The organism is Nostoc sp. FACHB-892 (assembly GCF_014698795.1).
GTDB lineage: Bacteria > Cyanobacteriota > Cyanobacteriia > Cyanobacteriales > Nostocaceae > Nostoc.
The window spans coordinates 342,244-367,249 of the sequence record NZ_JACJTR010000005.1 but is presented as its reverse complement, the minus strand read 5'-3'; the positions used below and the strand labels follow the sequence as shown (position 1 = coordinate 367,249).

Below are 25,006 nucleotides of genomic sequence, written 5' to 3'. Positions count from 1 at the left end.
AAAATGCTTGGCTGTTATCCCTGAGCCTATTTTATTAACCCAGATTTTTGCCAAGCTTACGTCTTTAGGTCGTATTCATCCCGTTTCTACGGGTGTTGAACCCTCGTAAATTGGCAGAGGTATTGTAATAAATAAGGCTATTTTTCGTCAGCAATTGCTCCCAACACTTTTAATGCAGAAATAGTGGCTATAGTTAAACCTGTAGCTCCTATGATGTTCATTCCCTCATAAGGTTTCTCCCCTTTTAGGGTTTTTAAGAACTCACCTGTTTTTAAATCCCACAGTCTAATTGTCTCATCATCACTACTACTGGCTATAATCTGCTCATTAGAACTAAAAGCGACTGACCAAACCCCGCCTGTATGTCCTTGCAATGTTCTAAAGCATTCACCTGTACTGACATCCCACAACCGGACTGTATAATCGTGACTGCCACTTGCTAGTGTCCGGCTATCTGGACTAAAGACCACTGAACTAAACCAAGCTGCATTTACCTGCAAAATTCTGAGGCATTCAGCAGTGCTGACACTCCATAACCTTATTGTTCCATCCAGACTAGCACTTGCCAGCATTTCACCATTTGGACTAAAGGCAACTGACCAAACCCAAGTCGTATGCCCTTCCAAGGTTCTTTTGCACTCACCAGTGCTGACATCCCATAATTTGATCGTCTGGTCTAAAGCGCCACTTGCCACTATCGTTCCTTGAGGACTAAAGGCAACAGACCAAACCGGAGCAGTATGTCCCTGCAATATTTGCAAGACTTGACCTGTATTAACATTCCATAACCTTACCGTCTGGTCATAACTGCCACTTGCTAATCTTTTACCTTCAGGACAAAAAGCAACAGACCAAACCAGTGCCTTATGTCCCTCGAACATTTTCAGGCATTGACCCGTATTGACATTCCATAACCTTACCGTTTGGTCATGGCTACTGCTTGCTAGCGTCTGCCCATCAGGACTAAAAGCAATTGATTGCACGGCAGCCCTATGTCCCTGGAATATTTTTAGACATTGACCTTTCTTGACACCCCATAACCTTACCATCTGGTCGTGACCGCCGCTTGCTAGCATCTGTCCATCAGGATTGAAAGCGATTGATTGAATCTGATTAGTATATCCCTGGAAAGTTTTGAGGCATTCACCAGTATTAACATTCCATAGCCTCGCTGTCTGATCGTAACTACCACTGACTATGAGATTATTCTGTGAACTAAAGGCTACCGACAATACCCAACTAGAATGTCCTTGCAAGATTTTGAGGCATTCACCAGTCTTAACACTCCATAGCCTCACCGTCTTGTCATAACTACCACTAGCTAGGAGTTCGCCCTCTAGGGTAAAGTCAACTGAATATACTTCATCAGAATGACCGTGGAAAGTTTTAAGACATTCACCAGTATTTATATCCCATAATTTTACAGTCTTGTCTTCACTGCCACTCGCCAGCATATAACCATCAGGACTTATGGCAACTGACCGTATACCGTCATGGTGCCCGTGGAAAGTTTTGAGGCATTCACCAGTATTGACATTCCACACACCAATTGTATGGTCATCACTACCACTCACAAGCGTTTTTCCATCTAGACTGAAGGCAACGGAGCATACCCAACTAGTATGTCCGTAGAAAGTTCTAAAGCATTCACCAGTTTGAACACTCCATAATTTTATCGTTTGGTCATCACTGCCACTGACTAGTGTGTCACTATCCGGACTAAAAGCAAGAGACCAAACCTCATTATTATGTCCGTGCAAGGCTTGAACGCATTGGCCTGTAATGATATCCCATAATTTTACAGTATGGTCAGTACTACTACTAGCAAGGGTTGTATTATCAGGACTAAAGGCAAGCGATACAACCCAGTTAGCATGACCTTTACAGGTTAAAAGTTGTTTCCAATCCGAAACTTGGTACAAACGAATCTCACCATTGGTATCACCCAAAGCCAAAAGTTTACCATCCGGGCTAAAGGCTACCGACCAAACACCGCCGAAGGTTTCAGCAAAAACAGACTTATCAAAATTGGCATTTTGGAAATTTACATCGTGTAATTTTAAACATCGCAAGTCTGCTTGCCAAATACTTAAATAAGAAAAATCATAGCCGCCAAGGTCACTGTCTTGATGACAAAGCAGATTGAGAATATTCCCAGCTGTATAACTTTGTTCTAGCGGTGATCTCTCTCGTGAACTTGCTAAAATTTGGGTTAGCTGATTTTCAAGGTTTTTTTTGCTTTTCAAGACAGTGGTCAACCCATCTATAACTGGCTTAAGAATGAGGCGAATTTGAGTTTCCCTTACGTAGTCTTTAGCCGTTGCCTTCATCAAAGCATGACACCTGAACAAATCAAGATTCTGAGTTTCAATCTCCTTACAAACTATCTCTATCAATCGCTGAGTCACATACTCCATGACTACAGGTTGTAGGGTAAAGAGTGCTGTGTTTTTCTCTATCAATGAGCGCCTTACCAGAGACTCCAGAGCTTCCAGTAAGTTTTGTGGTGAAATTGGTGATACAATATCCTCTCGTATTTCTGATAGCGAAACTGGCTCACGATTGATTGCTAGCCAGTATATTATATCCTTCTCTAAATTTGCCAAGCGCGAAAACTGCTGGTCTAGCAGATCGCGAATGCTGCCGAAAACAGCAGTGTAATGTTGCAGAAATTCAGCAATATTACCATCAAAAACATCTTGGATCGTTGTCGCTACTATCTTCAAAGCTAGGGCATTACCTGCATAACGCTCGACTAGTGCTGGTAATTCTGACTCTGAGACATAAAAACCTTTGGCTTCAAAGATTTTTTGCCCTGCTACTACCTCTAAACCACCCACTTGTAATGAGCGAACAGCCAGTGTTTCTCCTCCGAGTGACGCTATGTCTTTGGGTTTTTCACGAGAAGTCAGCACCAAGGTACTTTGATGCATAACTTGTCCCAATCGTTTGATCAGTGAGCCATAATCTTCATAGCCTTCTCGATAGCATCCAGCATAAGCGCCTGTTTGTAAAATAGTCTCTACATTATCTAATACGATCAGGCAGCGCTGTTGTTGCAAATATTCAACTAGTTGTGATATTCTCCCATCTACACTTTTTGGTAAGTCAGTTTCTAAAACCTGCCCGTTAGAGAAAAATTGAATTAAATTTGCCAGCAGGTCAAAAAGTGGGGGAGCATTGTAAAGCGATCGCCAGATAACGTACTCAAAACATCCTTGAACCTTTTGTGATAACTTGGCAGCAAGAGAAGTTTTACCAATTCCTCCCATTCCCAACAGCGCCACTACTCGACAGCGTTCCTGGATCAACCATTGCTCTAGTAGAGTCAGTTCATCTGTGCGTCCATAGAAAACAGATACATCCACCATTTCTCCCCAATCAACGCGCTTGGGGTTCTTCAAGTCTTCCTGCCCTTTTAAATCAGATTCTGGGTTTGTATAATCGCTTTTATCCAGTTCTAAATTAAACATCATAAACAAACGAACAAGGGTCCGTTTGTCAACCCCGGTTTCACGAGTAAGGATCTTTCTGAAAGTGACAGGAGTGATCCCAGCTTGTTCGCTTAATTCTTCTAAGGTATATTTTGAGCCATTGTTTTTCCTAAATTCCCACTCAAGTTTGGCATTCTGAAGCTTTTGCCAGCCTTCACGAGTCAGTATAAGCCCACGATTGCGTTTGGGTTTCTCCGGTTTCATAATTTCTTAGGGAGAATTGTATTTGGAGCAATAGGCTCCTACGACTAGCGTTTACGAAGGGAATTATCAGTAAATCAGAGTTGTTGCAAAACAAGCTAAATAATCGATAAAACACTGTCAGAACAACCATTTCAAAAATCTAATTTTAGATAGTTAAAACGGAAATAGTACAATAGCCTGAGGAACTTTAGACGTTATTAAGCAACAACTTTATTATTAGCAAACTAAGAGTTGATTTGTAAATTTATATCCACAATCCATAATTATATTGATAAATATCTCTTGAATTGAGGCACCAAGTATTTACTTTAATAGAAGGAAATTAAAATTTGCTGTTTCCTCTTGATTACTCAGTAGTTTACTATATAATAGTAATTGAAAAGTCATTAAAAGTCAATGACAATGGCTAGAAAAAATGCTGCTAATTTAACAATTCAATTTTCCCTTGAGGAGAAAATAATTTTGGAGGAATATTGTAAGAAAATGCAGAGGACAAAGAGCGATGTAATTCGAGAGATGGTACGCACGCTAAAAAAATACTTAGACAGTAGCCAAAGTATTTACTAACTTTGGAAACCCCTACTTAAAAAGTAAGCTGTTGTGCATCTAATGTTTCAGAATGAAGTTCCTAAATCTGCAAAATAGGCAGTTATATCTCCAATTTCTGCAACCAAGTTAAATACGCAATAGCTTATGGATTTTCAAACCTCTGTAATTTTATATATGCAATGAATGAATTCAAAAGCCGTCTTTTAGTGAAGCAGAGTCAAGCCGAAGAGAAAATCAATTTTCAATTGCTCCCAAAACTTTCAAAGAAGTAATAGTTGCTTGGGTTAAACCTGTAACGCCAGTAATGTTCATGTCCTCATAAGGCTTTTCGTTTTTTAAAGTTTTTAGGCATTCACCCGTCAAAACATCCCATAATTTAACAGTTTCATCTTCGCTACCACTTACCAGGGTTTGACTATCTGGACTAAAGGCAACTGACCTTATCCAGTGAGTATGACCATGCAAAGTTTTGATACATTGACCGGATTGGACATCCCACAACCTTACCGTTTGGTCTACGCTACCGCTAGCCAAAAGTTTACCTTCCGGACTAAAAGCAACCGACAATACCCAGCTTGTGTGTCCTAACAAAATTTTGAGACATTTACCTGTGCTAACATCCCAAAGCTTCACTGTTTGATCTTTACTGCTACTGGCTAAGGTCTTACCTTCAGGACTGAAAGCGACGGACAATACCCAACTCTTATGTCCCGACAAAATTTTGAGACATTCACTTGTGCGAATATCCCAGAGCTTTACTGTTTGATCATCACTGCCACTGGCCAGGATATTACCTTCAGGACTGAAAGCAACCGACCATACCCCATGACTATGTTCCAAAATATTCAAAACTTTACCAGTGTTAACGTCCCAAAGCCTTACAGTTTTGTCATCACTGCCACTGGCGAGAATCTTACCTCCAGAAGCAAAGGCAACTGACTTTACCCAGCCAGTATGTCCCCGTAAGATGTTGCAACATTGGCAGGTGCTGCTATCCCACAGCCTCACAAGTTGATCGTAACTGCCACTTGCCAATATATTACCTTGAGGACTAAAGGCAACTGTTCTGACTCGATTAGGGTGTCCTCGTAAAGTCTTGTAGCACTTCCCATCCACGACATCCCAAAGTTTTACAGTTTGGTCATTATTGCTGCTAATTATGGTCTGCCCACCAGGAGCAAAGGCAACAGACCACACCCCATTATTGTAGCCCTGCAAGTTTCTTAAGGCTTGACCAGTGCCAACATCCCAAAACCTCACAGTTTGGTCATCACTACCACTGACCAAAGTTTGACCATCTGGACTAAAAACAACAGAACAGACCAAACTTGTGTGACCCTGCAATGTTTTAACGCATTCTCCTGTGCGGAAATTCCATAGCTTCACAGTTTGGTCATCACTGCCACTAGCCAGAATATTACCATTAGGAGCAAAAGCGACTGACCTAACCCTGTCACTATGTCCCTGGAAAGCTCTCAGGCACTTCCCATCTGAGATACTCCAGAGTTTCACAGTTTGGTCATCACCACCACTAACCAAGGTCTTACCTTCAGGATTGAAAGCAATTGAGGAAACCGAACTAGTGTGTCCCTGCAAAGTTTTGAGGCATTCTCCTGTGCGGAAATTCCATAGCTTTACGGTTTTATCACTACTAGCACTGGCAAGAATTTTACCTTTAGGACTAAAAACTACAGATAATACCGAATCAGTATGTCCCTGTAGTATTTTGTAACACCTGCTATCCGAGATATTCCACAAACGCACTGCCCAATCATCGCTGCCAGAAGCTAGAATTTCACCTTGAGGACTGAAGGCAACAGATTGTACCCGCTCAGGATGTTCTGTTAAAGTTTTCAGGCATTCACCTGTGTTGACATCCCACAATTTCACATTCTGGTCAGTACCTCCACTGCAAAGAGTGCTACCATTCGGACTGAAAGCGATCGCTCGAACCCAATCAATATGTCCTAGACAGGTCGAAAGTTGTTCGCCCTCACCAAAGTCTCGCCACAAGCAAATTTTGCCATTTGCGTCACTCGCCGCTAAAATTTTTCCATTGGGGCTGAATGCTACTGCAGAAATTTTGCTAAAACTTTTAGTAAAAACCGATTTAGATAAATTAGCATTTTGGAAGTTGACTTGAGGTAAACTTACACCCCGCATATCTACTTGCCAAACGCTTAGGTTAGAAAAATCATATCCTCTTAAATCTGTCTTTAACTGACAAAGCAAGTTGAGAATATTTCCGCTTGTATATCCAGGTTCCAGTGAAGATTCTCTTTGTAACTTGACTAAAATTTCATTTAAATGATTTTCTAGCCTTCTTGGGATTTTAAAAATAGTAAAAAGTTCATCAATAACTGGCTTAATAATTAAGCGTATTTGAGTTTCTTTAGTGTAGTCTTTGGACTGAGCTTTACTCAAAGCATAATATTTAAGAAGCACAATTTGTTTAGTTGCAATCTCTTGATAAGTTTGCTGAATTAATTTGCTAGTGACATACTCCATTACTACAGAGTGTAATGTGAAGAGTAAACCAGTTTTTTCACTTAGCGTTGACTGAAATTTGTCGATGAGGCTTCGCCTGATCAAAGATTCTAGAGCTTCTAGTAACTTGTGTGGGATTACTAATGAAGTTAAATCTTCTTGCAAATTGCAGAGTGAAATTGACTCACGATTAATTGCCAGCCAATACATAACCACACGTTCTAAACTAGATAAACGCTCAAACTGTTGCTCTAAAACAGCACAAATATCACCAAAAACAGATGTTTTTTGGTTCAAAAACTCAGAAATATCACCATTGAAAACATCTTGAATAGTCGTTGCAACTATCTTCAAAGCCAATGGATTACCAGAATAAAGCTCAATCAGTGTTTTATTTTGGGACTCTGCTCCAAGCAAACCTTTCAGGTGAAAAATTTTTTTTACTTCTTCCTCATTCAGACCTTTCACTTGTAATGAACGAACAGGTAGTGCTTGCCCTTCCTGTGAAGCTATATCTTTGGGTTTTTCGCGTGAAGTCAGCACTAAGGAACTTTGATGCATAACTTGTCCCAATCGTTTAATCAATAAGCCATAATCTTCATAGTCTTCTCGATAGCATCCAGCACAAGCGCCTGGTTGCAAAATAGTCTCAACATTATCTAATACGATCAGACAGCGCTGTTGTTGCAAATATTCAATTAGTTGTGATATTCTCCCATCTACACTTTTTGGTAAGTCAGTTTCTAAAACCTGCCCGTTAGAGAAAAATTGAATTAAATTTGCCAGCAGGTCAAAAAGTGGGGGAGCATTGTAGAGCGATCGCCAGATAACGTACTCAAAACATCCTTGAACCTTTTGTGATAACTTGGCAGCCAGAGAGGTTTTACCAATTCCTCCCATTCCCAACAGCGCCACTACTCGACAGCGTTCCTGGATCAACCATTGCTCTAGTAGAGTCAGTTCATCTGTGCGTCCATAGAAAACAGATACATCCACCATCTCTCCCCAATCAACGCGCTTTCGAGACTCCAAAGCTGAAAGTCTCGCCAAATCAGGATTTAACTTAAAATAGTCTTGGGGATTTAGCTCTAAGTTAAACGCCATGAATAAATAAACTAGCGTTCGTTTGTCAACCCCTTCTTGGTTAGTAAGTATCTTTGCGACTGTATTTGAAGTTAATCCAGCGCGTTCACTTATTTCTTCTAGAGTGTACTTGGAGCCAAATTTTTCTCGAAGTTCCCCTTCAAGTTTTGCCTGCTGAAGTTTTTGCCAGCCTTCAGGAGTAAGTATAACGCCACGATTCCGTTTTGGCTTGTGCCGATTCATAAATTATGAATACCTATTTTTTACAGCAAAAGTTCATGACAAGCTTTTCAAAAGAGGTGATCTCCATTGTTGCTTTTGGCTTAAAGCCTAGCCATATATGTAACCAGGACTAATAATATCTAAAAAATGGGACGCAATGCTTATTAGCCAAGCATGTCCCTTTTGGACTGGTACCCATTAAAAATGAATTATTGTCGCCCACTCAACCACTCAAGTTAGTTGAGTTAAAACGCGATTTAATGTTTCTGTGCTTGAGGAAGGCCACTCTAAGTGAGCTAGGAGCCATTAAACCTGATATACTTTCATCAAAATGGAATAATTTGCGGGTCAAGTTGTGTTGCTGAAACTCCCCATCAGTCCTTGATTAGGGAACTCCAAAAAATAAATTATCCAATTTCTGGACTTCACTACGACTTTCCCTCCCCTTGCCCCCTGCCCCCTGCCTCTATAGCGATGGTATATTTTTTTATTTGCAAGTTCCTTAACCTAACGCCCGATATCTTCAGAAAAGATTTGCTCTGTCCTTTGCACCATCGGTTGATCTATGGATTCCAACCCATCAAAAACTAGACGAGGTTCCTCCACTTCTTTTCGCGTGCGAGGAGCCATCCTATCGCCTCAAGGGTGGCAAAAGTTTCAGACGGCAAAGCAGCAGGCGGAATCCGACGAAACCTGGGGTAAGCGCTTCACCCAGGAAGAACTCAGCGATCGCACCGGACTCTCCCTAAATACCCTCGCTCGCATTTTCAAGCGCGAACTGGGTGTTGATCGCCAGTCATTAGAGTATCTTTTTCGGGCGTTTGGGCTGGAACTGACGCAGACAGACCTGACATCCCCTGCCTCATCCCAAGAGACTCTGAGCCGCTGGACAAATCCCCAACAGGACTGGGATACGGCGGTCGATGCCTCAGCGTTTTATGGGCGTGAGGCAGAACTGACGCAACTGTGGCAGTGGGTTGTGTCTGAGCGCTGTCGTCTGGTTGGAGTACTGGGCATTGGCGGTATTGGCAAAAGTACGCTCGCCGTCAAGGCTGCGCTTGGGATGCAAACAGAATTTGAGATTGTCGCATGGCGCTCCCTGGCTAATGCACCACCGCTGGATGAACTTTTGTCGAGCCTACTGAAATTTCTCATGCCACTTTTTGGGGAAGATCCGATTATTCCCACCACGCTCGATCAGCAAATCTCCAAACTGATGCAATATCTGCGATCACGTCGGTGTTTATTAATTCTGGATAATACTGAAACCATTTTGCAGCGTGAGCCAGTGGGACAGTGGATCTCGGGCTACGAAGGTTACGGACAATTGCTTAGAGCCATTGGCGAAGCATCTCACCAAAGTTGTTTGTTGCTCACTAGTCGAGAAAAGCCACGTGAAATGGCACTGATGGAAGGTGCACAGGTGCTAGTGAGATCGTTGAGCTTGAGCGGACTAACACCTGATGACGGACGCGCCATCTTTCGGCAAAAAGGAGCGTTTACAGGTTCAGAAGCCGAATGGGAAACTTTAATTCACCACTACGGTGGCAATCCTCTGGCATTGAAACTGTTGGCAGCCGCAATTGGGGATTTGTTTAACGGCAGCATTACAGAGGTGTTGTCCTATCTCAGTCAAGGATTGGCTGTTTTTGAAGACATCCGCGATTTACTAGACCGTCAGTTCGCCCGCCTATCCGAAGCCGAACAGAAAACACTGTTTTGGTTTGCAATTCATCGGGAGCCAGTTTCGATTTCAGACATTCGAGAGAACGTGGTTGATCCTGCTGCTCAACAAAGTGTACCTAATTTGATCAACTCACTACTGAGGCGCTCGCTAATTGAAAAAACCGATGGATTATTCTTCTTGCAACCTGTGGTGATGGAATATGTCACAGAACGATTTGTGCAGCAAATTTGCATGGAATTTGAAACGCAGCAGCTTAACGTTTGGCAAACGCATCCCTTAGTGCGAGTACAAGCAAAAGATTACATTCGAGAGATTCAGACACGCTTAATTGTGCAACCTGTGATGGAACGGTTGCTGCCTCGCTTTGGCAGTGTAGCGGCGATCGAGGCACAAGCAAGGCACATATTAAGGCAACAGGTAAAGAAACCAGGATACACCGCAGGCAACCTAATTAACGTACTGGTGCAGCTTCAAGTAGACTTACGCGGCTGGGATTTTTCTAGTCTTGTGGTGCAGCAAGCCGACTTACGGCAGGTCGATTTAACAGGAGTCAATTTTCAGAATGCCGATTTAACTAAATCTATCTTTTCAGAAACACTCAATGTTGCGAGGTCGGTCGACCTCAGTCCAGACGGACAGACCATTGCCGTTGGCGATTCCAATGGCAACATCTATCTCTGGAACATCAGCACAGCACAACTTTTGGGGATCTTTTCAGGACACAAAGGCTGGGTTTGGTCGGTTGCCTTTAGTCCCGATGGCAGAACGTTAGCAAGCAGCAGTAGTGATAGTTCGGTGCGCTTGTGGGATATCCAGAGTGAAAACTGCTTGCAGGTGCTAACAGAACATACAAGTTGTGTTTGGTCAGTGAGTTTTAGTGCCGATGGTCAGCAGTTAGCGAGTTGCAGCGATGACAAAACGGTGCGCTTATGGAATTTGCAAGGGCAGTGTCTGCGTGTCTTGAAAGGACACACCCAGAGTGTTTATTCTGTCCACTTCGCGACCGATCAGCAAACCTTAGCCAGTAGCAGTAATGATACAACCATTAGGATCTGGGATGTGAGCAATGGTCACTGCCTGAGTGTCTTACAGGGGCATACCAGCGGGGTTCGGTGTGTGCGATACAGCCCGGATGGTCAACTGCTCGCCAGCGGATGCCGGGATGGGTCGATTCGGTTGTGGAGCAATTATCTGTCCCATGATCGACATTCAAACCCCCATTCCATAAATTCTAGTGCCAAGTTGCTGTATGGACATACCGATTTTGTTTGGGGCATCGCCTTTAGCCCGGATGGTCGTCTCTTAGTGAGCGGTGGTCGTGATGGTACTCTGCGCCTTTGGAATGTGCAAGACGGGCAATCCATTCATGTACTTAAGGGTCATACCCACGATGTTTATGGGCTTGCTATCAGTGCCGACAATCAATTGTTGATCAGCACAGGAGAAGACCAGACGGTGCGGCTGTGGCATTTAGAGAGTGGACAAAACCTAAAAACGTTGCGTGGATATACGGGTGGGGTTCACTCCCTGAGTCTCAGTGCAGATGGTCAACTGCTTTCTAGTAGTGGTCAGAATGAGATGATTCAGTTGTGGCATTTGCAACCAGATGGTAATCTGTCATCATTTCACCCCTACAAAACTTTTCCTAGCCCGACCCGTCGGATTTCATCATTCAGCAACGTCAGCTTTAGTCCCGATAATCAAACTATCGCGATCAATCGACATGATGAATCGATCACTTTATGGAATATCCAAACTGGGCACCTCGATCGATGGTCAGCGCACAACGCATCCATCTGGACAGTTTTGTTTAGCCCAACGGGACAAATTTTGGCAAGCAGTAGTTATGATTGCACCGTGCGACTTTGGGATGTGCAAACGCATCACTGTTTGTATGTGTTACGCGAACACCAGAGCGCTATTCGTGCGATCGCATTTGATCCGGGCGGTCAATGGTTGGCAAGTGGCAGTTTTGATTTCACCATTCGATTATGGGATGTGGAAACTGGAGAATGTTCAAAGGTATTGCAAGGACATACGGGAGCCGTTTTCGCACTGGCATTTGACAAGAGTGGTCATCGGCTGGTAAGCGGTAGTCACGACCAAACCATTCGATTATGGGATGTGCAAACCGGAGAATGTCTTTATGTTTTGCAGGGGCATACAGGAGCCGTCTGGACGGTTGCCATAAGTCCTCAAGGTAATACTCTGGCAAGTGGCGGTATTGATCAAACTATTCGACTATGGGATCTGCAAACGGGGCATTGCCTCCACATTCTGGATGAACATAGCGGTTGGGTTCAGTCAGTGATCTTTAACTCTAACGGTCAAATCTTATTCAGTGGTAGTGATGATCGCACAATCAAGCTTTGGGACGTGCAAACAGGATGCTGTATCAACACGTTGATGGTCAATCGCCTGTATGAAGGCATGAATATTCAAGGAGCAACCGGGTTGACAGTAGCTCAAAGAACTACCCTGAAAGCGTTAGGGGCAATTGACCATTGAAGCGATATACATCCAAATTCAACGCCTTCGCTTGTGTTCAATGGTGTCTAGCAACTGTTGATAGGCGTTGAGCGATCGCGCCATTTCCTCGTTCACGAGTTGGTCAATCTGTTCATCCAAGAGAATTTCTGTTTCGCTTGTTATAATTTGTTGATCGCTTTCACCGTCAATTTGCCTTATAGGGAGCAGAGAAACCTTACGATACATCTCTAAAGTCGATGGCGATAGCAACATAACTGTTTCAGGAACCGTTAGAGCCTGAATATAATGCCATGCGAATTTAGGTGGAATATCTGTGCAATCCCACACCAACCGCAGTGGCTTTGCCCCTAAAGGGAGCGATCGCTGGCGTTCACTTTGATAGTGTTCATAGAGTAGTCTGGATTGCATCATGCCAAAAGATGTTTCTGAGTGAGCAATGAATCGATTAATCGCCGCACTCCACCGATCAATGGCAAAACTGGCAAAGCAAACGCCGTTACTCACGGACTTTCCTAGCTGAATCTGGTTCTCTAATCCTCTGAGATAACTGTCAAAGACCTGGTTGTATACGTTTAGAGAAAACACTAACGTAGCATTCACATTCATGCCTTCGCGAAGCAGTTGTTCAATCACTGGCAACATTAATCGAGTTGCTGGGATTCTCAGCAATAAATTACTCCACCCTACAGCCCGCCAGATTTTGTGAGCGGCAGCGATCGCAGTTTCAGCTTCAAATAGCGTATCAGGCGGCAGATCGACTTGAACATAGCCATCTCGTCCTTGTGTATGAGCATGAACTTGTTTCAACTGATCAGCGGCTAATTGCATATCTCGCACCAGCAAGTATTCATAATCTAATCGAGCGCTCCGGCTCATCCCTTGCTGTGCCAGCGTACTGAAGTCGCGATCGTACGCATGTCCCTGGATGGCAAGGTTCAACGCGTCAAAGTTCGAGCGTGCACCACTTAACCCATCCTCTTCAATGGCTTGTTGCAACTGACCACTGCTCACCCAGTTTCGCTCAAACCCATCAAGCCAAACGGATTGTCCAGAGCGACGGAGTGATTGTAACAGGTTCATAGTTTACAAACTTTATGCTCAAAGATTCAAACGTTCAATAAACCAGTTTGGCAACTTTCTCCAAATGACACCATGCAAGATCCATGAGTTAAGCGCTAATTTAAGTAAGGGTGATTAGAGCGTCGGTGCAACCAAGAGCGAAAGTAAAGCAGATATCTGTACCTTTACCGATAAACTGATCGATAATTATGTCTAGCGCTGTAATTGCGTAGCGTTAGCGAGTCTTCTCCCAAAGGGAGACGCTAAGAGCGAACGAGCGTCACCATGCCTTTGACATGAAGATTTTCTATTATGTGCGTTACACTTTGAAGTTTTTGCGTATTCAAATATTTGAATACGCAAAAACTTAAATATTAGTCTAATTTGGCACCTGGATGACCATTCTCAACAACAAAGGAAGCAAAAGTGTATACAGGCGCATCTGGACGACTCACAGTTGTAACAATACGCAAGTCAGTCTGCCAACGCTCATAGTTAAGGTTGACTCGGAAGTAGCCTCGGCGATCGCCATCAAAGAACTTAATGTGGGGGTTTTCTGGAATCTTCGGACCGTAGTAGGGGCCATAGACATTGGCATCACCATTGCTAGTAATTGAGGGAGTAACAAACTCCGTAGCCACTGTTGGAGAGTTAGAAGCCTTAAAGTCCAGCTTGAGGTCATTGACAAATGTAGAATGCCAATCACCAGTAATCACTACTGGGTTAGAAATCCGGTGGCTGGCGATGTGACTTAAAACACGATTACGTGCAAGGGGATATCCATCCCATGAGTCGTTCCAAAAGATTTCGCCTGACCCGATTTTATGATCTAGCTCTGCCATGAGCACCTGTTGGGCAAGTATGTTCCAACGTGCTTGAGAACGAGCAAGACCATCCAGCAGCCAGCGCTCCTGCTGAGAACCAAGCATGGTTTTAAATGGATCTAGCGCTGCTGGGCAACGAGGTGTTTCACCGTCACCGCATGGCTGATCGCTGCGGTACTGGCGGCTATCAAGTACGCTAAACTCCGCCAGATTACCAAAAGTCAGCCGACGGTAAATCAGCATATCTGGCCCCTGTGGTAGGGAAAATTCCCGCAGTGGCTGATGCTCATAATAAGCCTTATAAGCAGCAGCACGCCTTTCGAGAAACTTTTTGACCGGATCGTTGTTTTCCGAAATGTCATCGGTATAGTCATTTTCAACTTCGTGGTCGTCCCAGGTAACTGTAAAGGGAAACAAGGCGTGGGCTTTTTGTAAATCCGGGTCAGTTTTATATAGAGCATATCGAAGGCGGTATTGCTCAAGGGTATTCGTTTCTTTTCTAAACTCTTCAGGTAAAGAAACATTGCGTACACCACCTGTGGCAGGGATACCGTATTCGTAAATATAATCACCCAAGTGAAAAACCAAATCTAAATCTTCTTCAGCTAGGCGACGATAAGCAGAATAGAAACCATCCTCCCATTTTTGGCAAGTAACAAAGGCAAAGTTGAGTTGATTCAACCTAGTACCAATTGCTGGAGCAGTACGGGTACGACCAATCGGGCTATCTTCATTACCCACTTTAAATTGATACCAATACCAACGGTTAGGCTCTAAACCACGTACATTTACATGAACAGAATGCGCTAATTCAGGCGTTGCCAATGCCACGCCCCGTAGCACAACTTGTCTCATGTTTTCATCCAAAGCAACTTGCCACCTTACTGGCACATTCACTTGCGGCATACCGCCACCATTTAAGGGATCTGGAGCCAGCCGTGTCCATAGCACTACACTATCTGGTAAAGGATCGCCAGAAGCAACACCAAGGCTGAAGGGATAGGCAGAGAATCTTGACAGTGCAACAACTTTATGAGTCCAAAGACTAGCAATAGCGCTTGCAGTTAATGTGCTGGCACCGAGCAGAAAGCGTCGCCGCTTTGCTGTAGTGGATAGCAAGCGCTGGAAATGTACACGCTCCATAAAAGTCCTTGTTGAGATTTCTACAATAAAAGGGAATAAAAAACCTAAATAATAACCATGTAGTTATTAACAAGATTAATTACCAAATTGGGTTTAATTAAGGCTTAAGAAGTTATTAATATTGCAATAATTTATTCAGCAATCAGCCAGTGAATAAGTGGAGGAGTGCGGGCAGCTACAGTTACGCCCTTTACGTGGGAAGCGATGCCTGCGGTGGGCTTTGCCGGAGCAGTTATCAACTACTTCTAAAATCTACGTTGTAATTGACTCTGAAAAAATATTGTTGAACTAATACCAATTTAATGTGAAGTTGCACATATCTTGATCCCCCTAAATCCTCCTTAAAAAGGGGGACTTTGATTGATGTTCTTAGTTATACATCATGGGTAGAAAACGTCCAGCGCGAAAAGGCAACCCAGACCTGCGGCAACAAAAACATATACCAGCGCCGCCAATAGAAGAAATTGAAAAACAACTATATTCATTGCTATCACCAGCCAGTTTCAAGCCACTTAAGTTATGTTCAGGTAAGGACGAAAAAAAACTGCGCGAGCGAATCTTGACATTACCAGTCATGATGGCGATAGTGTTAAGCCTGGTATATCGTCAAATTCCGGGGATTAGAGAAGTAGGAAGGATTTTATCTGAAGAAGGATTACTCTGGGTAGAACGTATTGAAGTCAGCGCACAAGCAATTTCGAAAAGGCTTCAAACACTGCCAATTAAATTATTCACACAAATATTTGAGCAAGTAATCGCAAGAATACAATTGCAAACACAGCTAACGGCAATTTCTTCAGATTGGCAACCAGTATCTCAAAGATTTACAGCTATTTGGATAGCTGATGGTTCAACTCTAGAAGCACTCAGAAGGAAACTCAAAGCACTCAAAGACACAGACAAAACTGTGGCAGGAAAAATTATGATGGTAGTGGCGGCATTTACCCACCAGCCAGTAGCAACTTGGTACACAACTAATAGCAAAGCCAATGACAAAACTTGGTGCGATCAACTACTAGAACGCTTACCAGTGGGTGGATTACTAATTTTTGATCTGGGATTTTTTAAATTCCCTTGGTTTGATGAATTCACTGCCACCAAAAAGTTTTTTGTGACCAGACTACGAGAAAAAACAGCCTATACTGTGGTTCGTTGTTTGAGTAGCGGTCAATTCTATCGGGATGAAATTATCACGATGGGCGAATACCGTTCTCATCCTTGTAAACATCCAGTACGCTTAGTTTCTGTGCTATGGGGTGCAACTTGGTATTACTATCTCACCAATGTGATTGACCCCCAAATTTTAGCTGCACAGCAAGTGTGTGAATTATATCGAAGACGTTGGCGAGTTGAAGATGCATTTCTACTTACAAAACGGCTTTTAGGTTTGGCTTATATCTGGGTTGGTGATAGTAATGGTGTTCAAATCCAAATTTTGGCAACATGGATTTTTTATGCAGTTTTAAATCAGTTGTGTACCCAAGTTGCGATCGCTCTCAACCAACCTTTAGACCGGATTTCTACAGAGATGGTCTTTCGTGGTTTATACCATTTTTCTCAAGCTGTTCTCCGTGGAGATGCCAGTGAAGTTGTGTCCTATCTTGTGGAACGTCAAAAGCTGTTTGGACTAGTCAAAACCAGGCGTAAGCGTCAATCTCTCGATGACGCTTACACCCAACAAATTTGGGTTTTATCTTCTTAAGTTGACACCAATGAACATTGTTGTGCCCCTACCCATCTGTCGCATTCTTTTTCAAATTGGTAAAACAATAGCGTTTAAATAATTTGCAAGTCATTAAGGACACAAGCTTCCTAGCAAATTTTCCGGACTAGTGACAAAACGCTTGTAGAACTATTCAGTACATTTTGAAGTTAGTAGTGGGTATGCGTCCTCTTCTCTATTGTTTGATTACAAGCTTGATTTGTACTTGCTTAACTGCTGGTTGCCAACAGAAAGTAAGTAATTTATCTTTTGTAGTTCTTGGTAACTCTACACCTGAAAATGTACTTTCCCAAATTACCGAATCTCCTGCTGCCAGCGATTCTATATCCTATCGAGGTGACGGACGGAGATTTCGCTAATCCTAAAAAATAGTCATATTTTACAGTTTTGAACACAGATAAGGCTGTGACTGTGCCCGTACAGCATTAGCATTAAAGACCAGTGTATGGACTCAGTATAAACGAGAGTAGCAAAGTAATGAAAAATCTTCAGCACACTGATCCTGATCCTGATTTTGAGAAGCTTTTCGTTCAGATGAACCCGAAAATAGCAAATACTTTCACTGATGAGCAGTTAGAAGCTGTAATAAGGAGTTTTGGCTCTCGTCGTTGGGCACGTCATCCTTTAGACATAAAAGTTTCAGTACCAATTCCCGGATTAAGGTTTTATCTGGTGTTGTTAGCAGGTTCAGAACGTCGCTCTCAAGAGCGTCTACGCTCTAGCAAAGGTTTATATCCTTTTTGGACTGTTGGCAATGCTTTGTTCCTCATAGGATTTCTAATTATTTTATTAGCTTGCAGTTACATTCTATTTCCTTTTGTATTCTCTTTAATTACTACCAGATATACCTCGTCTTCTCCTACTTTAATTCCTTGGATTGGTGATAGGTTTGAATGCGAACACACTCATAGAGCCTGGCATGATGGAAAGTGTTGGTATTATGAACACAGTCCAAATTTTTAAACTTTATTCTTAACAAAAACTAAGATGTTTAAAAAGCATTTAACCAAAAACTATTCCACAAATGATCCTTTTATACAACATTTTTTTGCCTCTATTAGTCCTCAAATAGCAGCTAGCTTTACCCATGCCCAATTAGCAGAGCTAAAAAATGTATTTGGGAATCGCGTTGGCAAGCGCCATACTGTGAATATTAGGCTTTCTATTCCATTTTTTAAAAAGTCCTTTTATCTAGTTTTTTTATTGGGCAAAGAAAAGCGTTTAAAAAAGCGTTAATAAATGTTGGATTCGGTAAGCAAAAAATTTCAATCTTTTGCGATCGCTCTTGATATGGGACGACTATTGTTTCTTGGCAACTTTTGGTGATGATGAAAGGTTACGCGCTTTAAGGCAGAAGGCAGATAGCGCAGCGTAAAGCCTTCTCTACGAGAGGCTACGCCAACGGCATAGCTACGCGTAGAGCGAGTCCGCGTTCACTTTTAGCGTCTCGTAGAGAGCGTCGGGCAGAAAGCAAAAGGAAAAAAATATAATTATAATTAAGATACTTCAAACTTCACTCCATGAATCATCCGAGGGATAAGCTTCAAGCTTGGTTATGTCGGTGCTAACTCACCTCTTACCGGATTCAAAAAACCTGATACTTGAGAGTTGGCTTGTTGATGAAATAAAAACGAAGATTTGGTTGATTATTTCCGCAATCAGAACAGTAGTTAATTGTCCAGTTTGTAACCAAGCAACTCACAGAATTCATAGTCACTACGAGCGCAAATTAGCAGACTTACCTTGGGCTGATTACCGCATTACCAGTCCCATCTCCCCCGAAAAAATCGCTCTTTTTTACGCCGCTTGATTGAATCAAAAATGCATAAAGTCGAATCGAGCTAAGGTGTTAGCTGATGAGTTGACAAGGCACGGAGCGCTAGGGCTGTTAAGACACCAACGTAAGGGATGACCACGATTCTAAAATCGCTTTGTCCTACGAAATAGCTACCTAAAAAAACTAGTGGTACGCTGCTCAATACGGCAAGCCCAATCTTCGTGAAGATTGCATCAGAAACCAATTGAAGATCACAGACCAAGATAACCCCGATGCCAACTAATATAGCAATTGACGCCCAGCCGACATAAAGCTGAGTAGCGCTTTTCAAAAAGGGGATGTCACCGAAAAATTTAACACTCCACACCATAAAAAGAACAGATGACGCAAACATTGTAAACAGTAACGCGAAATATACATACCACGGAGCATCTTTTGAGCCAGCATACTGCGAACCGGCATTCCCTAAACAGATTAGAGCAAAGACAGTTGTATAAGGGATCGTCCAGAATCCTGATCCATATGAGTGTATTAAGAGCGCTGCCTGCAAAGCCCAGATTACCAACCAGATAGAAAATATCCACGCAGGCGGAAAAATGCTTAACTTTGAAAACCGCTCAATCGCCTGAGACCGCTTTGCAGAAACTTGGAAGTTCACAAAGATGTGTAAAATAAAGGCAGAAATAGCCACGATAGCATTTGCGTCGATCTGCAACATTTTTATTGACTCTCTTAAGAAACACATTCGATAGACTGAGAAATGGGAATAAGTTATAGGCCTTTTTCCGACAGAGACTCATAGTAATACTGCATCTGTTTTCCTCTCATTGGAGAGTAGATAGGCATAACGATACTGCACCCTAGAGCTCACTTTTTGAATCTACTATACCTTGTCACTAGTTTTGCATTTTATCTAATCCATATTCCTTGTTTACCAAAATACGTGCAACTATAATTCACACATTCTTTGCTCCGGAGCAAAGAGCTTTTCAGAAGAGCCATAGTGTTAAACAATGGTAAAATCGGCACTTGTGATAGTACTGGCCTGTACCTGACTAAAGATTGTCAAAAGCTCATTGCTGCTGGTAATAGTCATCAAAGTATCGTTTGCACTATTAGCAGTACCTTGGGTAATCGTCAGGTCAGCAAACGTTAGACCACCTGAAAGCCCAATGAAATCTTCACCATCAGTAAAGTCAACAATAGTATCAATTCCATGTCTAGGTGCAAATACAAACAGGTCGTTGCCACTACCGCCAATTAAAATATCTGCACCAAAGCTGCCGACAAGAGTGTCATTACCAGTACCGCCCCGCAGCAGGTCGTCTCCACTTAACCCTTGTAGATAGTCATTGCCACCCTGACCGTTGATGACATCATTAGAATTGTCAAATCCACTGGTATTATTGTCAAGGTTGTTGAGGAAAGTAACCGAGTTTTGATTGAAAATACTCTGGCTTTGTTGATTTGCATTGAAAACATCAAAGCTGTCTTGAAACGCCATCTGCCCATTAAACAGAATATTGCCGATGTCCAGCGACGCACCTGTAGTCTGACGAAGATTATCTAGATTTTCGAGAGCAAAATTCTGTAGAATGACCCCAGTATTCTTAACACCCTCGAAGGTGATGAGCAGGTCACTTCCATTCTGAGTCAGAAGCATATTTCTGGTGGTTAGCCCGTTACCCTGAAATTTCAGAGTATCTATTTCTTTAGACACCTTTTCTGATGGCTTAATTCCTTTTCCTACACCATCAAAGTCAGTGATTCTATCAATGCCGTCACCAAGACGAACTGTAAACAGATCGCTATTTCCACCACCAGTCAGGGTATCATTTCCTTTTGTACCTATAATGTTTTCGATGCCATCCCCACCCGTAAGGATGTCATTACCGTCACTTCCGGTTAAAAGAAGGCTGTTTTCTCCCTTGGGTCGGGCATCGTTGTCCAAAATTGTGAGCGTAGCCTTATTTTGTAACAGCCCAATAATTGTGCCAACTGTAGCGTTGCTCAAGGTGAGGTTGATAGTTTTATTACCTTCGATAATATCATTATCAACGATGGGAATGTCTACGGTCTTGATTCTCTCCCCATCTGCAAAGTTGATTGTTATCGGGGAAGCATTGAAGTTTTTAGGGCTTGTAGCAGTGCCATCACTCAAAAGAATTGTGGCACTAACTGCCCCTTTATCATCCAATGGGCGAAATACGGTGATTGGTGCTACGGGTGTACCATCCTCATTAACGCTGAATTTATCGGCAGTAAAGATTAATGAGTCTAGCGCTACTGAATCATTCTTGGCAAAGGCTTCTACAATTTGATCAAGAAACTCATCTGAGGGTGGAAAACTAGCTGGGTCTGAGAAAGGTCGGCTTGTATCCTGAATCAATTTGTCAAGCCCTGAGGGAACGCCTTGCAATATAATTCTCGCTGGTGTCGTTTCAATATTGCGATATGCGTGGATTTGACCTTTAGGAATGTCAACAAAAGTTCCAGGAGTTGCAGTTATAACTTGGTTATTTAGCTGAAACTTTACTTTTCCTTCTACAATATAGAATCCCTCATCTTGTGCAAGGTGGATGTGCGGTGTAGTTCCAACATTTGGTGGAACGTATACATCGAATAAATCGTATTGATAATTAGTGTTTTCGCTAGTTGCTATAAACTTAACTGAGTCGCCAACTACCCAATATGATTGGTTTGATGAATTAGATGATATGTCTTGAGAAAAAAATCTTTCCATTGTAGTTCTCCTCGTAAGATAGTTTGTTTTGCAAATAATTCTTAATGGCGAAGTATCTGTTCCAATCCCATTGCATTAAGCGATCGCTCCAAATCTGCAATAAACTTGGGTTAAGATACAATCTGCTTGCAATTGATTCCATTGACTTGTCCCGATTCTGAGAAAACACGAGAAACAGTGCGCTTTAAGAAGCTTTTTATGGTTCATCCTTTGATTTGAGCATGAAATTTTATATTTTCTGTTCTTTGGACTCCTTTAACAATCGTCCATCTTCCATGTGAACTATGCGATCGGCAATATCAAGGATTCGGTTATCATGAGTAACTAATAAGATTGTGCATCCCTGCTCTTTGGCTAGACGCTGCATAAGTTCTACAACATCGCGTCCTGATTTCTTATCAAGGGCAGCCGTCGGTTCGTCTGCAAGAACAAGTTGGGGATGACTAGCTAAGGCACGAGCGATCGCCACTCGTTGCTTTTGTCCTCCAGAAAGATTGTCTGTATAATAATCGACGCGATCGCCTAAACCAACTGTGTTAAGAATGTCACTTGCCAACTTATCCATATCTTGCTCTAGATACTTGTTATGCAGTTCTAAAGACATTCGTACATTCTGTTTTGCTGTTAAGAAGGTTAGCAAGTTATGTGCTTGAAAAATGTAGCCAATTTGCTTTCGCACTTCCATGATTTGCCGCTTATTTGCACACGACATCTCCTGCCCTAATATCTTGAGGCTACCTTCTTGCATTGAACGTAAACCTCCTATCAGCGTTAGTAGTGTGGTTTTACCAGAACCGGATGGCCCGGTCATAATCACAATCTCACCTGGATAAATATCTAGATTAATATCAAACAAGGTCTGCTTGCGAAGTTGTGCTAAACCAAAGTAGTAGTTAAGCTGCCGAACAGAAATAATAGGTTTTGGATCATAATTTGGAGTTTTATATTTTGAGTTTTGAGTTTCTTGAATAGATTCTTTAAGCATGAATATTCAATAATTACGAGTTTCAGTTTTGTTATGGACAATTAGTATTAGTAGAAATTTATGAGTTGAGATGTGAGGCTTTGACAAACTTCAACTCAAGATTTGATCACATCCTCTAGAAGGGTAAAGTCCTAAAAAATTAAAAATTTAGAAGATATCAGCAGGATCAGCAGCTCGTAGCTTTCGCATAGCGATCGCTCCGGCTCCAGCACACATGATCATAGTCAACACCAGCAGCGCGATCGCACGGTTCAGTTTCATTGCGATCGGTAGAAGTGTTGCAGACCTAAAAATAGTATAAAGTCCATTTGCAAGCAGAAAACCGGGTATAAAGCCCAAAATCGCTAAGAAAAGCGCCTCTTGAATAATAATCCCAATTAAATACCTATCACTGTAGCCCATTGCCTTCAATGTTGCGTATTCTGGCAAATGATCGGAAACATCTGTGTATAAAATTTGGTAGACGATAACCGCTCCGACTAAAAAACCGACTGCTACGCCAAGCCCAAAGATAAAGCCGATAGGAGAACCTGTTTCCCAATATGTGCGTTCACGGGCGGTGAATTCATTAAGATTTAGCACCAGTAAATCATCGGGCAAAATTGTTCGCAAATTTGCCTGCACTTGCTCAATTGATGTATTAGGTTGCAGTTTAATGATACCTACATCAATTTCATCCGCTTTACGACGAGTAAAGAGTCTTAAAAAAGTAGAGTCACTCGTGATGATATTGCCCTCAGCAGAAAAGGAAGAACCGAGTACAAATAATCCAACAACCTTAATTTCAAAGTTATTGACCTGAACGGAAATGGGGTTATTTTTCTTTAATAAAGCAGATACATTTCCCAGTTGAGGAAGCCCTCCTTTGTCGAACAATGCTCGATTTAATAACTTCAGTTTATCCAAGTTTTGATTGATATCTGGAGAACTAAAGGCTGACCGATTCGGATCAATCCCGTAAACAAAGACTTGACGACTAGCTTGGCTGTCAGGATTTCGCCACGTTGCTTGACCAATATACAACGGTCTAACGGATGCTACACCATCAACACCTAATGTTTGATAGAGCTTATCTCTTGAGAAACTTTTGACTGATGCAAGGTTATCAGATAACTTATTAACTAAAAACAAATCTCCTTGGAGTGTGGCGTATGGACTAACCTGCGAATCCAATAATGCATCCCTGATGCCAAGTTGAAAAAACATCAAAAAATCGGCAAAGGTGATTCCCGCGATCGCAGCCAGCAGACGGGTTTTTTGGCGACTCATTTGCAGCCAAGCTAGCGGTGTTTTACGGAATAATTTAGGAAACATAAAATTTTGATATTAGAGTGTCTACTGACTATTGCTTGATAACGCCTTGGGTTGAATAGCGACTTGTACCTGTAAGTTGGTTAAATTCGCAACCCGTCGGCTATCGTCTGGATTGAGTTGAATTCTCACTTGAATTACCTTGCGATCAAGATTTTCTCCGGGTTCGCCACTAGTTACTTCTTGAGGGATGACCTGCAATCCAATTAAACGAACGGTTCCACGAAGATTACCAGAAAATGATTCGCTTGTGATCATCGCTGGTTGACCTTGTTGAATTTTCTCAATATCAGTCTGATAAACCTCCGCCACGACTTGCATCTGGCTAGTTTGTCCCAGTTCAGCAATGCCATCTGTGCCAACGACTTCTCCAGGTTTAGCGTAAATATCGAGAATGCGACCTGCCATCGGTGCGCGGATGTATGCTTGGGCTAAGTCACCATTAGCCTTTTTGACTGCTGAGATTGCCTTATCTACCTCAGCTTGAGCTACCTGTATATCAACCGGACGCACCTCAGTAATCTTCTCTAAGGTAGCTCTGGCTTGTCTGATTTGCTGCTGTATTGTATCTGCGGTTTGGTTTTGTTTAGCTTTAGCTTCGTTAAGCTGTGCTTGTGTTGTTTCTAAAACAAGCAGCTTTTGATCTCGCTCTGAAGAAGCGATCGCTCCTTCTTGGTAAAGTGAGAAATAGCGATTGTAGTTAGAGTTGGCAGTTCGTACCTCAGCTTCCCAACGAGCAATCGTGGCTTGTTGACTAGCAATTTCACCTTTTAACTGTTTTTGAAGGCGAACAATTTCAGCTTTTTGTGCGGCAATTTCCCCAGATTTAGCGCCAGCTTTCACCTTTGCCAATTCTGAGAGCGATACCTTGACTTGTGCTTGCGTTTCAAATAAGGCATTTTCCAAACGAGCTTGTGCATCCATGATTGCAATGACCTGGCCTGCTTTAACGCCATCGCCCCGTTGCACTAGTAGTTTAGCCACGCGCTCATTGCTGAGAGTAGCAGGTACAGAGACTTTGATAACTTCCGTTGCTGGTTCTATGCGTCCTAAAGCGGTGATTTTGCGAACGATTGGAGCAGATTTTACAACGACCGTTGGCTGGGCATTTTGTCTGAATTGGGAAATGCTATAGAAAACAATTGTGCCTGAGATGGCAGTGGCAGCAACAATCAGGGCAAACGTCCATTGATTTGAACGCTTTGATAATATTTGGAAGTTCATC

General features: G+C 42.5%; 14 protein-coding genes. 5 read left to right on the top strand and 9 right to left on the bottom strand.

The features are described 5' to 3' along the window. Positions 1 to 137 precede the first annotated feature (137 nt). The gene (locus H6G96_RS09880) at positions 138 to 3,698 is read right to left on the bottom strand and encodes an NB-ARC domain-containing protein (RefSeq protein WP_190911285.1); all 3,561 of its coding nucleotides are present in this window, start codon (positions 3,696 to 3,698) and stop codon (positions 138 to 140) included. A 783-nt stretch (positions 3,699 to 4,481) separates the two neighbouring features. Then, positions 4,482 to 8,060 carry an NB-ARC domain-containing protein gene (locus H6G96_RS09875; protein WP_190911284.1) on the bottom strand — a complete coding sequence of 1,193 codons (3,579 nt, stop codon included), beginning with the start codon at positions 8,058 to 8,060 and terminating at the stop codon, positions 4,482 to 4,484. A gap of 544 nt (positions 8,061 to 8,604) precedes the next feature. On the opposite strand from H6G96_RS09875, the gene H6G96_RS09870 reads away from it, so the two are divergent. Beyond that, a complete protein-coding gene (locus H6G96_RS09870) occupies positions 8,605 to 12,234 on the top strand; it encodes an NB-ARC domain-containing protein (RefSeq protein ID WP_190911283.1) in 3,630 nt (1,209 codons plus the stop codon). Between the two features lie 18 nt (positions 12,235 to 12,252). Here the strand turns inward: H6G96_RS09870 and H6G96_RS09865 are convergent, their stop codons facing one another. Continuing rightward, the gene (locus tag H6G96_RS09865) at positions 12,253 to 13,296 is read right to left on the bottom strand and encodes a transaldolase family protein (protein WP_190911282.1); all 1,044 of its coding nucleotides are present in this window, start codon (positions 13,294 to 13,296) and stop codon (positions 12,253 to 12,255) included. Positions 13,297 to 13,649: 353 nt separating this feature from the next. Beyond that, positions 13,650 to 15,242 (bottom strand): alkaline phosphatase D family protein, encoded by a 1,593-nt coding sequence (locus tag H6G96_RS09860; protein WP_190911281.1) that lies wholly within the window; start codon positions 15,240 to 15,242, stop codon positions 13,650 to 13,652. A 382-nt stretch (positions 15,243 to 15,624) separates the two neighbouring features. On the opposite strand from H6G96_RS09860, the gene H6G96_RS09855 reads away from it, so the two are divergent. From H6G96_RS09855 to H6G96_RS09835, 4 genes are all read left to right on the top strand, one after another. Continuing rightward, entirely contained in the window at positions 15,625 to 16,944 is a 1,320-nt protein-coding gene (locus H6G96_RS09855) for an IS4 family transposase (protein WP_190911280.1), read from the top strand. Between the two features lie 498 nt (positions 16,945 to 17,442). Further along, a complete protein-coding gene (locus tag H6G96_RS09845; RefSeq protein ID WP_190911278.1) occupies positions 17,443 to 17,928 on the top strand; it encodes a hypothetical protein in 486 nt (161 codons plus the stop codon). A gap of 24 nt (positions 17,929 to 17,952) precedes the next feature. Next, positions 17,953 to 18,201, top strand: coding sequence for a hypothetical protein (locus H6G96_RS09840; RefSeq protein WP_190911277.1), 249 nt, complete (start codon positions 17,953 to 17,955; stop codon positions 18,199 to 18,201). Positions 18,202 to 18,526: 325 nt separating this feature from the next. Next, positions 18,527 to 18,775 (top strand): transposase family protein, encoded by a 249-nt coding sequence (locus H6G96_RS09835; protein WP_347242204.1) that lies wholly within the window; start codon positions 18,527 to 18,529, stop codon positions 18,773 to 18,775. A 31-nt stretch (positions 18,776 to 18,806) separates the two neighbouring features. On the opposite strand, the gene H6G96_RS09830 is transcribed toward H6G96_RS09835, so the two are convergent. From H6G96_RS09830 to H6G96_RS09810, 5 genes are all read right to left on the bottom strand, one after another. After that, positions 18,807 to 19,460, bottom strand: coding sequence for a hypothetical protein (locus H6G96_RS09830; protein WP_190911276.1), 654 nt, complete (start codon positions 19,458 to 19,460; stop codon positions 18,807 to 18,809). A 288-nt stretch (positions 19,461 to 19,748) separates the two neighbouring features. Further along, complete coding sequence (locus H6G96_RS09825; protein ID WP_190911275.1) at positions 19,749 to 21,485, bottom strand: cupin domain-containing protein; 1,737 nt, start codon at positions 21,483 to 21,485, stop codon at positions 19,749 to 19,751. 229 nt (positions 21,486 to 21,714) lie between these two features. Then, positions 21,715 to 22,470, bottom strand: a complete 756-nt coding sequence (locus H6G96_RS09820) for a DevA family ABC transporter ATP-binding protein (RefSeq protein WP_190911274.1) — start codon at positions 22,468 to 22,470, stop codon at positions 21,715 to 21,717. 147 nt (positions 22,471 to 22,617) lie between these two features. After that, a complete protein-coding gene (devC, locus tag H6G96_RS09815) occupies positions 22,618 to 23,784 on the bottom strand; it encodes an ABC transporter permease DevC (protein WP_190911273.1) in 1,167 nt (388 codons plus the stop codon). A gap of 21 nt (positions 23,785 to 23,805) precedes the next feature. Then, a complete protein-coding gene (locus H6G96_RS09810; protein WP_190911272.1) occupies positions 23,806 to 25,005 on the bottom strand; it encodes an ABC exporter membrane fusion protein in 1,200 nt (399 codons plus the stop codon). Position 25,006 lies beyond the last annotated feature (1 nt).

What these genes read in the sequence shown, in the direction of transcription:
- devC (WP_190911273.1), bottom strand. Translation starts at nt 23,784, where the DNA reads ATGTTTCCTAAATTATTCCGTAAAACACCGCTAGCTTGGCTGCAAATG.
- H6G96_RS09860 (WP_190911281.1), bottom strand. Translation starts at nt 15,242, where the DNA reads ATGGAGCGTGTACATTTCCAGCGCTTGCTATCCACTACAGCAAAGCGG.
- H6G96_RS09855 (WP_190911280.1), top strand. Translation starts at nt 15,625, where the DNA reads ATGGGTAGAAAACGTCCAGCGCGAAAAGGCAACCCAGACCTGCGGCAA.
- H6G96_RS09870 (WP_190911283.1), top strand. Translation starts at nt 8,605, where the DNA reads ATGGATTCCAACCCATCAAAAACTAGACGAGGTTCCTCCACTTCTTTT.
- H6G96_RS09825 (WP_190911275.1), bottom strand. Translation starts at nt 21,485, where the DNA reads ATGGAAAGATTTTTTTCTCAAGACATATCATCTAATTCATCAAACCAA.
- H6G96_RS09840 (WP_190911277.1), top strand. Translation starts at nt 17,953, where the DNA reads ATGTTTAAAAAGCATTTAACCAAAAACTATTCCACAAATGATCCTTTT.
- H6G96_RS09810 (WP_190911272.1), bottom strand. Translation starts at nt 25,005, where the DNA reads ATGAACTTCCAAATATTATCAAAGCGTTCAAATCAATGGACGTTTGCC.
- H6G96_RS09820 (WP_190911274.1), bottom strand. Translation starts at nt 22,470, where the DNA reads ATGCTTAAAGAATCTATTCAAGAAACTCAAAACTCAAAATATAAAACT.
- H6G96_RS09830 (WP_190911276.1), bottom strand. Translation starts at nt 19,460, where the DNA reads ATGTTGCAGATCGACGCAAATGCTATCGTGGCTATTTCTGCCTTTATT.
- H6G96_RS09865 (WP_190911282.1), bottom strand. Translation starts at nt 13,296, where the DNA reads ATGAACCTGTTACAATCACTCCGTCGCTCTGGACAATCCGTTTGGCTT.
- H6G96_RS09845 (WP_190911278.1), top strand. Translation starts at nt 17,443, where the DNA reads ATGAAAAATCTTCAGCACACTGATCCTGATCCTGATTTTGAGAAGCTT.
- H6G96_RS09875 (WP_190911284.1), bottom strand. Translation starts at nt 8,060, where the DNA reads ATGAATCGGCACAAGCCAAAACGGAATCGTGGCGTTATACTTACTCCT.
- H6G96_RS09880 (WP_190911285.1), bottom strand. Translation starts at nt 3,698, where the DNA reads ATGAAACCGGAGAAACCCAAACGCAATCGTGGGCTTATACTGACTCGT.